We start from the raw sequence: 14,044 nt of genomic DNA on the forward strand, positions 1-14,044 counted from the left end.
TCGTCCCCTTGCGCTATATGGCGACCACCTGCTGGACAGCGACTCACTCCATCGGCATCACCAGCGGATCGGGATATTGATATTCAAATCCCAGCTCATTACAAATCCGGCTACCGTCGATAATCTTCCCTTTGCCGTTGTCCGGTGCGTCACGAAAATGCGGCGGCGCCATTCCCAGCAAACGCGTCATTTGCGGATAAAACACGTTGCGGGCTGGATGCGCCGGCGCACATATATTATAGATGTGCCCCCCTTTCGGCGCCTGTAGCAAGAGGGTAATTGCGCCAACCACGTCTTCAAGATGCACCAGATTGACCCCGTGTTGACCATCCGGCGCGGTTTTTCCAGCAAAGAAACGTCCGGGGTGGCGTCCAGGCCCGACCAACCCCGCCAGCCGCAGAATATCCACTGACGTGCCCGGCAGATTATGCAGCCAATCTTCCAGTTCCTTCAGGGTACGCCCGCTGGCCGTGACCGGATTACGCGGCGTATTCTCTTTCACCACGCCTTGCGCATCGCCGTAAACAGACGTCGAACTGGTAAAAATAATACGCGGGATACGATAAGCCAGCGCGCTGTCGACCAGTTCCTGCATCGCCTGCAGATAAAAATCCTCTCCCGGACCGCTACGGCGCGCGGGCAGTGTTATCACCAGCGCATCGACATCCAGCAGAGCGTCAAGATCGTCCGCCTCACAGACCAGCTCCGGCTCCAGACGCAGCGGATAGCTTTCAATTCCACTCATACGGGCCGCTTCCACCCCGTCAAGGGTGGTTTTGCTGCCGGTAACCTGCCAGCCTCTCGCTGCCAGCGACATTGCCAGCGGCATGCCTAACCAACCTAAACCGACAATTGCGACCTTTTTCATCCATTTTCTCCTGACTTTAACGCCTTATACATAAGGCTACGCCAGCCCGCCGTGACTGACAATTCATACTATAAATGCGAAATGAAAAAAGCGCTTGCTTTAAGGCGTAAAAGTGGTTTAGGTTAAAAGGTATCAAATGAATAAGCATTCATCGGAATTTTTATGACACGCGTTCAATTTAAACACCACCATCATCACCATCATCCTGACTAGTCTTTCAGGCGATGTGTGCTGGAAGACATTCAGATCTTCCAGTGGTGCATGAACGCATGAGAAAGCCCCCGGAAGATCATCTTCCGGGGGCTTTTTTTTTGGCGCGCGATACAGACCGGTTCAGACAGGATAAAGAGGAACGCAGAATGTTAGACAACACCCGCTTACGCATAGCTATTCAGAAATCAGGCCGTTTAAGCGATGATTCACGAGAATTGCTGGCCCGCTGCGGCATAAAAATTAATTTACACACTCAGCGCCTGATTGCGATGGCGGAAAACATGCCGATTGATATCCTGCGCGTGCGTGATGATGACATTCCGGGTCTGGTGATGGATGGCGTGGTCGATCTCGGCATTATCGGCGAGAACGTGCTGGAAGAAGAGCTACTCAACCGCCGCGCGCAGGGCGAAGATCCGCGCTATTTTACCCTGCGCCGTCTTGACTTCGGCGGCTGCCGTTTATCGCTGGCAACGCCGGTTGACGAAGCCTGGGACGGCCCGGCCGCGCTGGACGGTAAACGTATCGCTACCTCTTATCCGCACCTCCTCAAACGCTACCTCGACCAGAAAGGCGTCTCTTTTAAATCGTGTCTGTTAAATGGTTCTGTCGAAGTCGCGCCGCGCGCGGGGCTGGCCGACGCTATCTGCGATTTGGTCTCTACTGGCGCGACGCTTGAAGCTAACGGCCTGCGTGAAGTCGAAGTTATCTACCGCTCTAAAGCCTGTCTGATTCAGCGCGACGGTGAGATGGCACAGAGCAAGCAAGAGCTGATCGATAAATTGCTGACCCGTATTCAGGGCGTGATTCAGGCGCGCGAATCGAAATACATCATGATGCACGCGCCAAGTGAACGCCTGGAAGAGGTTATCGCCCTACTGCCAGGCGCTGAAAGGCCGACAATTCTGCCGCTGGCGGGCGAGCAACAGCGCGTGGCGATGCACATGGTCAGCAGCGAAACGTTGTTCTGGGAAACCATGGAGAAACTGAAAGCGCTTGGCGCCAGCTCGATTCTGGTACTGCCGATCGAGAAGATGATGGAGTGATCTGACGCCTGATAGCGCTGCGCTTATCAGGCCTACGTAATGCGTTGATATTTTGGGTTCAGTAGGCCGGATAAGGCGGAACCCTGTGATGGAGTAGACCATGAGCTTCAATACCCTGATTGACTGGAACAGCTGTAGCCCTGAACAGCAGCGTGCGCTGCTGACGCGTCCGGCGATTTCCGCCTCTGACAGTATTACCCGGACGGTCAGCGATATTCTGGATAATGTAAAAACGCGCGGTGACGATGCCCTGCGTGAATACAGCGCTAAATTTGATAAAACAGAAGTGACAGCGCTACGCGTCACCCCTGAAGAGATCGCCGCCGCCGGCGCGCGTCTGAGCGAAGAATTAAAACAGGCGATGGCCGCGGCCGTCAAAAATATTGAAACGTTCCATTCCGCGCAGACGCTACCGCCTGTAGATGTGGAAACCCAGCCAGGCGTGCGTTGCCAGCAGGTTACGCGTCCCGTCGCGTCTGTCGGTCTGTATATTCCCGGCGGCTCGGCTCCGCTCTTCTCAACGGTGCTGATGCTGGCGACGCCGGCGCGCATTGCGGGATGTCAGAACGTAGTTCTGTGCTCGCCGCCGCCCATCGCTGATGAAATCCTCTATGCGGCGCAACTGTGTGGCGTGCAGGAAATCTTTAACGTCGGCGGCGCGCAGGCGATTGCCGCTCTGGCCTTCGGCAGCGAGTCCGTACCGAAAGTGGATAAAATTTTTGGCCCCGGCAACGCCTTTGTAACCGAAGCCAAGCGTCAGGTCAGCCAACGCCTCGACGGCGCGGCTATCGATATGCCAGCCGGGCCGTCTGAAGTACTGGTGATCGCCGACAGCGGCGCAACACCGGATTTCGTCGCTTCTGACCTGCTCTCCCAGGCTGAGCACGGTCCGGATTCGCAGGTGATCCTGCTGACGCCTGATGCTGACATTGCCCGCAAGGTGGCGGAGGCGGTAGAACGTCAACTTGCAGAACTGCCGCGCGCGGACACCGCCCGGCAGGCCCTGAGCGCCAGTCGTCTGATTGTGACCAAAGATTTAGCGCAGTGCGTCGCCATCTCTAATCAGTATGGGCCGGAACACTTAATCATCCAGACGCGCAATGCGCGCGATTTGGTGGATGCGATTACCAGCGCAGGCTCGGTATTTCTCGGCGACTGGTCGCCGGAATCCGCCGGTGATTACGCTTCCGGAACCAACCATGTCTTACCGACCTATGGCTATACTGCTACCTGTTCCAGCCTTGGGTTAGCGGATTTCCAGAAACGGATGACCGTTCAGGAACTGTCGAAAGCGGGCTTTTCCGCTCTGGCATCAACCATTGAAACATTGGCGGCGGCAGAACGTCTGACCGCCCATAAAAATGCCGTGACCCTGCGCGTAAACGCCCTCAAGGAGCAAGCATGAGCACTGAAAACACTCTCAGCGTCGCTGACTTAGCCCGTGAAAATGTCCGCAACCTGGTACCGTATCAGTCCGCCCGCCGTCTGGGCGGTAACGGCGATGTCTGGCTGAACGCGAATGAATTCCCGACAGCGGTGGAGTTTCAGCTCACCCAACAAACGCTTAACCGCTACCCGGAATGCCAGCCAAAGGCCGTGATTGAAAACTACGCGCAATATGCTGGCGTAAAGCCAGAGCAGGTGCTGGTCAGCCGCGGCGCGGATGAAGGGATCGAGCTGGTGATCCGCGCCTTCTGCGAACCGGGAAAAGACGCCATTCTCTACTGTCCGCCCACTTACGGTATGTACAGCGTCAGCGCCGAAACCATTGGCGTAGAGCGCCGGACGGTTCCCGCGCTTGAAAACTGGCAGCTGGATCTACAGGGGATTTCCGACAACCTTGACGGCACAAAAGTGGTGTTCGTTTGTAGCCCCAATAATCCTACCGGGCAACTTATCAACCCGCAGGATTTGCGCACGCTGCTGGAGTTGACACGCGGTAAAGCGATAGTCGTCGCCGACGAAGCTTATATTGAGTTTTGCCCGCAGGCCACGCTGACAGGCTGGCTGGTTGAATATCCTCATCTGGTTATCCTGCGCACATTGTCGAAAGCTTTTGCGCTGGCGGGTCTGCGCTGCGGCTTTACGCTGGCTAATGAAGAGGTGATCAACCTGCTGTTAAAAGTGATCGCCCCTTATCCGCTTTCTACGCCAGTGGCGGATATCGCCGCCCAGGCGCTGAGTCCGCAGGGAATAAACGCAATGCGCGATCGCGTGGCGCAGACAGTGCAGGAACGTCAGTATCTGGTGAATGCCCTGCAACAGACCGCCTGCGTAGAACACGTCTTTGACTCTGAAACCAACTATATTCTGGCGCGGTTTACTGCCTCCAGCAGCGTGTTTAAATCCTTATGGGATCAGGGCATTATCTTACGCGATCAGAATAAACAACCTTCTTTAAGCGGCTGCCTGCGGATTACGGTCGGCACCCGCCAGGAAAACCAGCGCGTCATTGACGCCTTACGTGCGGAGCCAGTATGAGTCAGAAGTATCTTTTCATCGACCGGGACGGAACCTTAATTTCCGAACCGCCAAGCGATTTTCAGGTAGACCGCTTTGATAAACTGGCCTTTGAGCCAGAGGTGATTCCCGTATTGCTGAAGCTGCAAAAAGCCGGTTTTAAGCTGGTGATGATCACTAACCAGGATGGACTTGGCACGCAAAGCTTCCCGCAGGCGGACTTCGACGGACCGCACAACCTGATGATGCAGATTTTCACTTCTCAGGGCGTATGCTTTGATGAGGTGCTGATCTGCCCTCATCTGCCCGCAGACGATTGCGACTGCCGCAAGCCCAAAGTGAAGCTGGTGGAGCGTTATCTTGCGGAACAAGCAATGGATAGCGCCAACAGCTATGTGATTGGCGATCGTGCAACCGATATCCAGCTCGCTGATAACATGGGCATTACTGGTTTACGCTATCATCGTGAAACGCTGAACTGGACGATGATTGGCGAACAGCTAACGAAACGCGATCGTTATGCGCATGTGGTCCGTAACACCAAAGAAACACAGATTGATGTCAGTGTCTGGCTGGATCGCGAAGGCAACAGCAAGATTAATACCGGCGTCGGCTTCTTTGACCATATGCTCGATCAAATCGCCACCCACGGCGGCTTTCGCATGGAGATTACCGTTAAGGGCGATCTCTATATCGACGATCACCACACGGTAGAAGATACCGGACTGGCGCTCGGTGAGGCATTAAAACTGGCACTCGGCGACAAGCGCGGTATCTGCCGTTTTGGCTTTGTACTGCCGATGGATGAATGTCTGGCGCGCTGCGCGCTGGATATTTCCGGTCGTCCGCATCTGGAATATAAAGCTGAATTTACCTACCAGCGTGTGGGCGATTTGAGCACAGAGATGATTGAACACTTTTTCCGCTCACTCTCTTACACGATGGGCGTCACTCTGCATCTCAAGACTAAGGGTAAGAACGATCACCACCGTGTCGAAAGTTTGTTTAAAGCCTTTGGTCGAACGCTACGCCAGGCTATTCGCGTGGAGGGCGATACATTACCGTCCTCGAAAGGAGTGCTGTGATGAACGTCGTCATCCTTGACACCGGCTGCGCCAATTTAAGCTCGGTAAAATCCGCCGTGGCGCGCCACGGTTACACTCCGGTGGTCAGCCGCGAAGCGGAAATCGTATTACGCGCTGACAAACTCTTTCTGCCCGGCGTCGGCACGGCGCAGGCCGCTATGGATCAACTGCGCGAACGTGAACTGATCGACTTAATTAAAGCGTGTACTCAGCCGGTACTGGGTATCTGCTTAGGGATGCAACTGCTGGGTCGTCGCAGCGAAGAGACGCGCGGCGTGGATCTGCTGAACATTATCGAACAAGACGTGCCGAAAATGACCGACTTTGGTCTGCCGCTGCCGCACATGGGCTGGAATCGCGTGTATCCGCAGGCGGGCAACCGGCTGTTTCAGGGCATTGAAGATGGCGCCTATTTTTACTTTGTTCACAGCTACGCGATGCCGGTCAACCCGTGGACTATCGCCCAGTGCAATTACGGCGAGCCGTTTACCGCGGCGGTACAGAAAGATAATTTCTTCGGCGTACAGTTCCACCCGGAACGTTCGGGCGCGGCGGGTGCACAGTTGCTGAAAAACTTCCTGGAGATGTAATGATTATTCCGGCATTAGATTTAATTGACGGCACCGTGGTGCGTCTCCATCAGGGCGACTACGCCCGCCAGCGGGATTACGGTAACGATCCCCTGCCCCGTTTGCAGGATTACGCCGCCCAGGGCGCCGGGGTGCTGCATCTGGTAGATCTGACCGGCGCTAAAGATCCGGCGAAGCGACAGATACCGCTGATTAAAACCCTGGTCGCGGGCGTGAACGTGCCTGTTCAGGTCGGCGGCGGCGTGCGTACCGAAGAAGACGTTGCGGCATTACTGAAAGCTGGCGTTGCCCGTGTGGTCATCGGTTCAACGGCGGTGAAATCCCCTGACGTGGTGAAAGGCTGGTTTGAACGTTTTGGCGCGCAGGCGCTGGTGCTGGCGCTGGACGTTCGCATAGACGAACACGGCAATAAGCAGGTGGCGGTTAGCGGCTGGCAGGAAAATTCCGGCGTCTCGCTGGAACAACTGGTGGAGACCTATCTCCCCGTCGGCCTGAAACATGTACTGTGTACCGATATTTCCCGCGACGGCACGCTGGCGGGCTCTAACGTTTCTCTGTACGAAGAGGTATGCACCAGATATCCGCAAATCGCCTTTCAGTCCTCCGGCGGTATTGGCGATATCGATGATATTGCCGCCCTGCGCGGCACCGGCGTGCGCGGCGTGATTGTCGGGCGCGCGCTGTTAGAAGGGAAATTTACCGTTAAGGAGGCCATCCAATGCTGGCAAAACGTATAATTCCGTGTCTGGACGTTCGTGATGGTCAGGTGGTGAAAGGCGTACAGTTTCGCAACCATGAGATCATTGGCGATATCGTTCCGCTGGCCAAACGCTATGCCGACGAAGGCGCGGACGAACTGGTGTTCTATGACATTACCGCCTCCAGCGATGGTCGCGTAGTCGATAAAAGCTGGGTGGCGCGCGTTGCCGAGGTGATCGACATTCCGTTTTGTGTAGCGGGCGGTATCCGGTCAATTGACGACGCCGCCAAAATTCTTTCTTTCGGGGCGGATAAGATCTCTATCAATTCCCCGGCACTGGCTGACCCAACGCTGATTACCCGTCTGGCTGACCGTTTTGGCGTACAGTGCATTGTCGTCGGGATTGATACCTGGTTTGACGACGCCACGGGGAAATATCATGTTAACCAGTATACCGGCGATGAAAACCGTACCCGTGTGACGCAGTGGGAGACGCTGGATTGGGTGCAAGAGGTACAACAGCGCGGCGCGGGGGAAATCGTCCTGAATATGATGAACCAGGACGGCGTGCGTAACGGTTACGATCTGACGCAGTTGAAAAAAGTCCGTGACGTTTGCCGCGTGCCGCTGATCGCCTCCGGCGGCGCGGGCACGATGGAACACTTTCTTGAGGCATTCCGTGATGCCGATGTCGACGGCGCGCTTGCCGCCTCCGTTTTTCACAAGCAAATCATCAATATTGGCGAATTAAAAGCGTACCTGGCAGGCCAGGGCGTGGAGATCAGGATATGTTAACAGAGCAACAACGCCGCGAGCTGGACTGGGAAAAAACCGATGGCCTGATGCCAGCCATCGTGCAACATGCGGTATCCGGCGAAGTATTGATGCTGGGCTATATGAACCCACAAGCGCTGGACAAAACCATTGAATCCGGCCATGTCACGTTCTTCTCACGCACGAAACAGCGTTTATGGACCAAAGGCGAAACCTCAGGCCATGTGCTGAATGTCGTCAGCATTGCGCCAGATTGCGACAACGATACACTGCTGGTGCTGGCAAACCCTGTCGGGCCGACCTGTCACAAAGGTACCAGCAGCTGCTTTGGCGACGCCAGCCATCAATGGTTATTCCTGTATCAACTGGAGCAGCTACTGGCAGAGCGCAAAACCGCCGATCCGGCCAGCTCTTACACGGCGAAACTGTACGCCAGCGGTACTAAACGTATTGCGCAAAAAGTTGGCGAAGAAGGTGTAGAAACCGCGCTGGCGGCCACCGTCAATGATCGTTTTGAATTAACCAATGAAGCGTCTGATTTGATGTACCACCTGCTGGTGCTGTTGCAGGATCAGGATCTCAACCTCACCACCGTGATCGACAATCTTCGTAAGCGTCATCAATAAGCGTAAAAAAAACCGGGCAATGCCCGGTTTTTTTAATGAGAAATTTTACCTTTCGAAGCCGACCACCATCCGGCAAAGAAGCTTACAAGGCTTTTGGCTTATAGCTACGTAGCGCATTACGCCCCAGCACAATCCCGGCACCGATCATCCCACCCAGCAATACAGCCAGCACAAGAGTAATGGCTTTTTTCGGGCTATCGCGACGGACCGGCAGCGTCGGCTTCATCACATAACGATAGACGTGCACCGTATCGGCAGTCACTTTCAGATTTTTAATGTCCAGCAGTGTCTGCTTCGTCTGGTAATAGGCCGGAGAAAAGACCAGTGGACGCGTCGCTTCGTTCTGTATCATCGATTTCAGCGCATCGCTGCCCAGCAGGAACATCGTGTCCTGGGTAACATCCTGGGTTTGCTGAATCTGCGGCTGCGTGATTTTGGCCTCATCCGCATAGCGCAACGCTTCTTCGATTTGCTTAATACGCAGATCTTTTTGTTCCTGCGCCACAACTTCCTGCGTCTCAAGAGACTCCTGCAACGTTTTGGTTTGCAGCGTGATGTTATCTTTCAGGTCAACTTCCAGTTCCTTAGCGACCTCTTCATCCACCTGTTGGATATATTCCGCCAGCCGACGCTGCGCCCCTTCAGCGGTAGTACTCACATAAGAAACCGAGAGTGGCAGCGCCTGCCCCTTTACCGACTGTTCAATGGTGAGCTTTTCCCGCTCTTTCTGATTATCCAGCGCTTCCGATAATGCGGAAAACGCAGAGCTAAAGCGGCTTATAAAATTCGCCTGCACTTCAGAGATTTTGGGAGCATTCCCGCCATACAAGACGTTGAGCGCGTTGGTATAGGTGGCAACCTGCGCGGCATCAGGTTGGGTAATAATCGCCGTGGATGTCCATTTTTCTTTGGCTATCATCAGGTAGCCTACGGCCAGCAAAATGGCGATAACAACGGCTACAATAATGGTCATCTTCCCACGCCATAACTGTAGCAATAACTCAATCAAATCAATCTGTTCCGGATCGTTCCCACGCCCGGAAGACGTATTACTATCCACTGTCATAGATACCCTAACTAAAAAAAGGATGAAGCTGGAGACAGTGTAGTCATAAAGCAAATATATGCCATAGGATTAATGATAAAAATCAGACATTATTTCCATTTGGTCAATAAATCATCGGGACTCATCAGCCCCGATTGCCTTATTAATCACTACCGAAAAGATCGCGGGTATACACTTTTTCAGCGACATCCAAAAGATCTGCCGCCATCCTGTTGGAAATAATGACATCCGCCTGCTGTTTAAAGCAGTGCAAATCACGCTCAAGGCGAGAGTTGAAGAAAGTATCTTCTTCCATTACCGGCTCATAGATAATGACCTCTACGCCTTTCGCTTTAATACGTTTCATAATCCCCTGAATCGATGAGGCGCGGAAGTTATCGGAGCCACTCTTCATAATCAGGCGATAAATGCCCACCACTTTAGGCTTTCTGGCGAGGATAGCGTCGGCAATAAAATCTTTACGCGTACGGTTTGCTTCAACGATAGCGGAGATAATATTATTAGGCACCGACTGATAATTAGCCAGCAACTGTTTGGTATCTTTTGGCAAACAATATCCGCCATAACCAAAAGAGGGATTATTATAATGATTGCCAATACGCGGGTCGAGGCATACCCCTTCAATAATTTGTCGGGTATTTAACCCTAACGTTTCAGCATAGCTGTCTAATTCATTAAAATAAGCGACTCGCATAGCGAGATAAGTATTGGCGAAAAGTTTAATGGCTTCCGCTTCAGTGGAGTCCGTAAACAGCGTCGGAATCTCCTGTTTAATAGCGCCTTCCTGGAGTAATGTGGCAAATTCTCTGGCGCGCTCAGACTGTTCCCCAATCACGATACGGGAAGGATAAAGGTTATCGTAAAGGGCCTTACCTTCACGTAAAAACTCCGGAGAGAAAATGATATTTTCTGTCGCAAACTTCTGCCGCATTGCTGCCGTGAAGCCAACCGGCACCGTAGACTTAATAATCATCACGGCTGCGGGGTTGAAGCTGATCACATCCTGAATGACCGATTCCACACTGGACGTATCAAAATAGTTGGTTTTTGGATCGTAATCTGTAGGCGTAGCAATGATGACGTAATCTGCATTCTGGTACGCATCAAACTTATCCAGCGTTGCCCTGAATCTGATGTTATCTTCCTTTAAAAATTGCTGAATTTCTTTATCAACAATCGGAGATATCCGATCATTTAACAGTTCAACACGGGAAGGAACAATGTCTAATGCCACCACATCATGATGTTGTGCAATAAGCAAACCATTAGACAAGCCAACATAACCCGTCCCGGATATCGTGATTTTCATTATTCGCTCTCAGAATTAACTTAATTATGAATCATGATGTATTTCGCATCCTGATAAGATATTAAAGTTTTAACGCCTGAGTATATAAAGTGCAACGCAGACGAAAACAATTCAGATTATCTTCATTACGATAAACACAGATTATTAAGTTAATATTAAGCAAAAGCGATAAATCAATAAGAATAGAGATAAAAAAAAGCCCGGTATTAAACCGGGCTTAAACATTTTTGCAGAAATTACTCCAACCATTCGGTATGGAAAATGCCTTCTTTATCAGTACGTTTATAGGTGTGCGCACCAAAGTAGTCACGCTGCGCCTGAATTAAGTTAGCTGGCAGTACTGCGGCGCGATAGCTGTCATAGTAGGCCACTGCCGCAGAGAATGTCGGCACCGGAATGCCGTTCTGCACCGCGTAAGCCACAACATCACGCAGCGCCTGCTGGTACTCATCAGCAATTTTCTTGAAGTAAGGCGCTAACAGCAAATTGGCAATACCAGCGTTTTCTGCGTAAGCATCGGTGATTTTCTGCAGGAACTGAGCGCGAATGATACAACCCGCACGGAAAATCTTAGCAATCTCGCCGTAGTTGAGATCCCAGTGATATTCATCAGACGCGGCGCGTAGCTGTGAGAAGCCCTGCGCATAGGAGACGATCTTGCCAAGATACAGCGCGCGACGCACTTTCTCGATAAATTCCGCTTTGTCGCCTGCCGGTTGCGCTTTCGGCCCGGAGAGCACTTTAGATGCGGCAACACGTTGCGCTTTCAACGAAGAGATGTAACGCGCAAAGACAGATTCGGTAATCAGCGACAGCGGTTCGCCCAGATCCAGCGCGCTCTGGCTGGTCCATTTACCGGTCCCTTTGTTGGCGGCTTCATCAAGAATGACATCCACCAGGTAATTACCGTCTTCATCTTTTTTAGTGAAGATGTCTTTAGTGATGTCGATCAGATAACTGCTCAGCTCGCCGTTATTCCACTCAGTAAAAGTGTTCGCCAACTCTTCATTGCTGAGGTTCAGGCCGCCTTTCAGCAGGGAGTAAGCTTCAGCGATAAGCTGCATATCGCCATATTCAATACCATTGTGGACCATCTTGACGTAGTGACCCGCACCATCGGCGCCGATATAGGTCACGCACGGTTCGCCATCTTCCGCCACAGCAGCAATCTTCGTCAGGATCGGCGCCACCAGTTCATAGGCATCTTTCTGACCGCCAGGCATGATAGATGGCCCTTTCAGCGCGCCCTCTTCACCACCGGAAACACCGGTACCGATAAAGTTAAAACCTTCCGCAGACAGCTCACGATTGCGACGGATTGTGTCCTGGAAGAAGGTGTTACCGCCATCAATAATGATATCGCCTTTTTCCAGATACGGTTTCAGCGAATCGATAGCTGCATCAGTACCTGCGCCCGCTTTCACCATTAACAGGATACGACGAGGCGTTTCGAGGGATTCAACAAACTCTTTCACCGTGTAATAAGGCACCAGCTTTTTGCCGGGATTCTCGGCAATCACTTCTTCGGTCTTTTCACGGGAGCGGTTGAAAACGGAGACGGTATAACCACGGCTTTCGATGTTGAGCGCGAGGTTGCGCCCCATCACTGCCATACCGACGACGCCGATCTGTTGCTTGGACATTACATACTCCTGTCAGGTGTGGAAGTTACATATATTTCACCATTATGTGCTACAAATTTTACAGCGTAAAGCATATTAAATACTTGTCCATTAATAGCACATTGTGGTTCGGCGGATATTTTCCCGCTTGGTTAACTTAAAATACCACGCGTAAAATTCTTTTAACAAAAGACCTAAAGTTAGCATCTGCATAAAAAACCGCAAAAACTATAATCATACTTACCAGCGATACAATAGTAAGCTTACTTATAAAGTCAAACCAGTTGGAAACTTTAAAGAAAATTATTTGTTCTCTTGTAAAATAAAAAACAGCAAAAATAACAAATGAGAATATTAAAGGTTTCAGTACAAATGACAAGTACTTTTTTAATGCATTAAATCTACCAAACATTTTACCATATAGATATAATGGCTTTGCAATTAATGTAATTAATACATTAGATATAATCGTGCCAATAATAATACCGGGAAGACCAATATAAAAAGCCAGGAGCGCGGAAAAAAATAAATTAACCACTCCCTCAAGCAAAGGATAATATACATCACCAAAAAAACCAGTTGCGTTTTTAAAAATATCACAAGGAATTCTAATGACACTTATAAATACATTAACAAGCATTAATATAACAATACCATTACCTAGTATGAATTTTTCGCCTATCCAGCTGGTAATAAAGTCATTAACCAAAAAATACATATTCAAAGAAATGAAGGTAGCCAATGCTATAAATACTGTGTTAAATTGCTTTGCAATACTGGTAACTTCATCATCATTTTGATTGATTAAAAAATTACCCACACTAGCTGTAATAGCATTAACAAAACTGGACATAAGCACAGTCACAACCTGGAAGACCATCATATAACTTCCATAAATCGTGACGTAGCTTAAATTAAGAAATTTTGAAACTAGCAAATAATCAGTATTTAAAACTAACACACCACCAATCTTATGAAAAAACATGTTTTTTATTTTTATTTTTAATTCATTTTTTAATGTTGTTTTTTCATCATCGCTAATAGATTGTGGAACTACCTTAAAATGGATGTCGTTATTAATAATATTTTTAAATATAAAATACTGTACTATCACGCCAATAGTTTCAACGAGCAAATAGAGTAAGAAATTATGTGTGGTGACTAATAGCAATATTTGCAGCGCAATAATTAATATTTTCCCGCCACCCTGTATTTTACGGACTACTGAATATTGCTGATTTGCAGTTAATAGAGTTGAATGCTTTGCATAAGAATAAGTTAAAGATGTATTTATTACAAAAAATGCCCAATAAATAAAAACGTGACTTACTGCATTAACAGAATCGATGAAAAAGTAAATACCAAAGCCAATTACTATACCTATCAATAAAACTAAAAACGAGATATATCTATAGATTGTAGACAGCAATAAAGTTAAGTATTTTATTTTTGCATAATCCCCCTCACTCAGCGGCTTGTATAAAAGGCTTGCCGCAGCTACCCCTATGCCAAGCTCGGCGAGATTTAAATAAGCAGTCAGTTGTGTAAATAACAACATCACACCTGTTAAATCAGCGCCCATCTTAGAGACAAATATAGTTCGAAGATAAAATCCTAGCGCAATAAGAAAAAAAGTAATAAATAAATCAACTTTAAAGTTGTTAATCGCTTTTATAGTTCGCATT

At 50.1% G+C, this 14,044-nt stretch carries 14 protein-coding genes and 1 other annotated feature; of the genes, 9 read left to right on the plus strand and 5 right to left on the minus strand.

Annotation, left to right across the window (positions count from 1 at the left end):
- Positions 1-43: 43 nt before the first annotated feature.
- Positions 44-868 carry an SDR family oxidoreductase gene (locus J4645_RS08965; RefSeq protein ID WP_000754712.1) on the minus strand — a complete coding sequence of 275 codons (825 nt, stop codon included), beginning with the start codon at positions 866-868 and terminating at the stop codon, positions 44-46.
- A gap of 162 nt (positions 869-1,030) precedes the next feature.
- On the opposite strand from J4645_RS08965, the gene hisL reads away from it, so the two are divergent.
- From hisL to hisIE, 9 genes are all read left to right on the plus strand, one after another.
- On the plus strand, positions 1,031-1,081 hold the full coding sequence (gene hisL / locus J4645_RS08970; RefSeq protein WP_001364200.1) for a his operon leader peptide: 51 nt from the start codon (positions 1,031-1,033) through the stop codon (positions 1,079-1,081).
- Positions 1,057-1,180: a sequence feature (His leader region), on the plus strand. Its footprint overlaps the gene before it by 25 nt.
- 47 nt (positions 1,181-1,227) lie before the next feature.
- Positions 1,228-2,127: an ATP phosphoribosyltransferase gene (hisG, locus tag J4645_RS08975; RefSeq protein ID WP_000886599.1), complete on the plus strand. Its 900-nt coding sequence runs from the start codon at positions 1,228-1,230 to the stop codon at positions 2,125-2,127.
- A gap of 100 nt (positions 2,128-2,227) precedes the next feature.
- A complete protein-coding gene (hisD, locus tag J4645_RS08980) occupies positions 2,228-3,532 on the plus strand; it encodes a histidinol dehydrogenase (RefSeq protein ID WP_023214790.1) in 1,305 nt (434 codons plus the stop codon).
- On the plus strand, positions 3,529-4,608 hold the full coding sequence (gene hisC, locus J4645_RS08985) for a histidinol-phosphate transaminase (RefSeq protein ID WP_000102715.1): 1,080 nt from the start codon (positions 3,529-3,531) through the stop codon (positions 4,606-4,608). The genes hisD and hisC overlap by 4 nt, the downstream gene beginning before the upstream one ends.
- Positions 4,605-5,672, plus strand: coding sequence for a bifunctional histidinol-phosphatase/imidazoleglycerol-phosphate dehydratase HisB (gene hisB, locus J4645_RS08990; protein WP_000080044.1), 1,068 nt, complete (start codon positions 4,605-4,607; stop codon positions 5,670-5,672). The genes hisC and hisB overlap by 4 nt, the downstream gene beginning before the upstream one ends.
- Positions 5,672-6,262, plus strand: coding sequence for an imidazole glycerol phosphate synthase subunit HisH (gene hisH, locus J4645_RS08995; protein WP_001103591.1), 591 nt, complete (start codon positions 5,672-5,674; stop codon positions 6,260-6,262). Before hisB ends, hisH begins: the two co-directional genes overlap by 1 nt.
- Positions 6,262-6,999 carry a 1-(5-phosphoribosyl)-5-[(5-phosphoribosylamino)methylideneamino]imidazole-4-carboxamide isomerase gene (gene hisA, locus J4645_RS09000; protein WP_000586408.1) on the plus strand — a complete coding sequence of 246 codons (738 nt, stop codon included), beginning with the start codon at positions 6,262-6,264 and terminating at the stop codon, positions 6,997-6,999. Before hisH ends, hisA begins: the two co-directional genes overlap by 1 nt.
- Positions 6,981-7,757 (plus strand): imidazole glycerol phosphate synthase subunit HisF, encoded by a 777-nt coding sequence (gene hisF, locus J4645_RS09005; RefSeq protein ID WP_000880125.1) that lies wholly within the window; start codon positions 6,981-6,983, stop codon positions 7,755-7,757. The genes hisA and hisF overlap by 19 nt, the downstream gene beginning before the upstream one ends.
- A complete protein-coding gene (hisIE, locus tag J4645_RS09010) occupies positions 7,751-8,362 on the plus strand; it encodes a bifunctional phosphoribosyl-AMP cyclohydrolase/phosphoribosyl-ATP diphosphatase HisIE (protein ID WP_000954846.1) in 612 nt (203 codons plus the stop codon). The genes hisF and hisIE overlap by 7 nt, the downstream gene beginning before the upstream one ends.
- A gap of 82 nt (positions 8,363-8,444) precedes the next feature.
- Here the strand turns inward: hisIE and wzzB are convergent, their stop codons facing one another.
- The 4 genes from wzzB to J4645_RS09030 all read right to left on the minus strand — a co-directional run bounded on the left by wzzB (position 8,445) and on the right by J4645_RS09030 (position 14,043).
- Complete coding sequence (gene wzzB / locus J4645_RS09015; protein WP_000215265.1) at positions 8,445-9,428, minus strand: LPS O-antigen chain length determinant protein WzzB; 984 nt, start codon at positions 9,426-9,428, stop codon at positions 8,445-8,447.
- Positions 9,429-9,570: 142 nt separating this feature from the next.
- Entirely contained in the window at positions 9,571-10,737 is a 1,167-nt protein-coding gene (gene ugd / locus J4645_RS09020; RefSeq protein WP_001606027.1) for a UDP-glucose 6-dehydrogenase, read from the minus strand.
- 236 nt (positions 10,738-10,973) lie between these two features.
- Positions 10,974-12,380: an NADP-dependent phosphogluconate dehydrogenase gene (gene gndA, locus J4645_RS09025; RefSeq protein ID WP_000043532.1), complete on the minus strand. Its 1,407-nt coding sequence runs from the start codon at positions 12,378-12,380 to the stop codon at positions 10,974-10,976.
- A gap of 136 nt (positions 12,381-12,516) precedes the next feature.
- On the minus strand, positions 12,517-14,043 hold the full coding sequence (locus J4645_RS09030) for a hypothetical protein (protein WP_001259152.1): 1,527 nt from the start codon (positions 14,041-14,043) through the stop codon (positions 12,517-12,519).
- Position 14,044: the final 1 nt, after the last annotated feature.

This window comes from Salmonella sp. 32082101201600294FB01SM01, from assembly GCF_017572865.1.
In the GTDB taxonomy this organism is placed as follows: Bacteria; Pseudomonadota; Gammaproteobacteria; order Enterobacterales; family Enterobacteriaceae; genus Salmonella; species Salmonella enterica.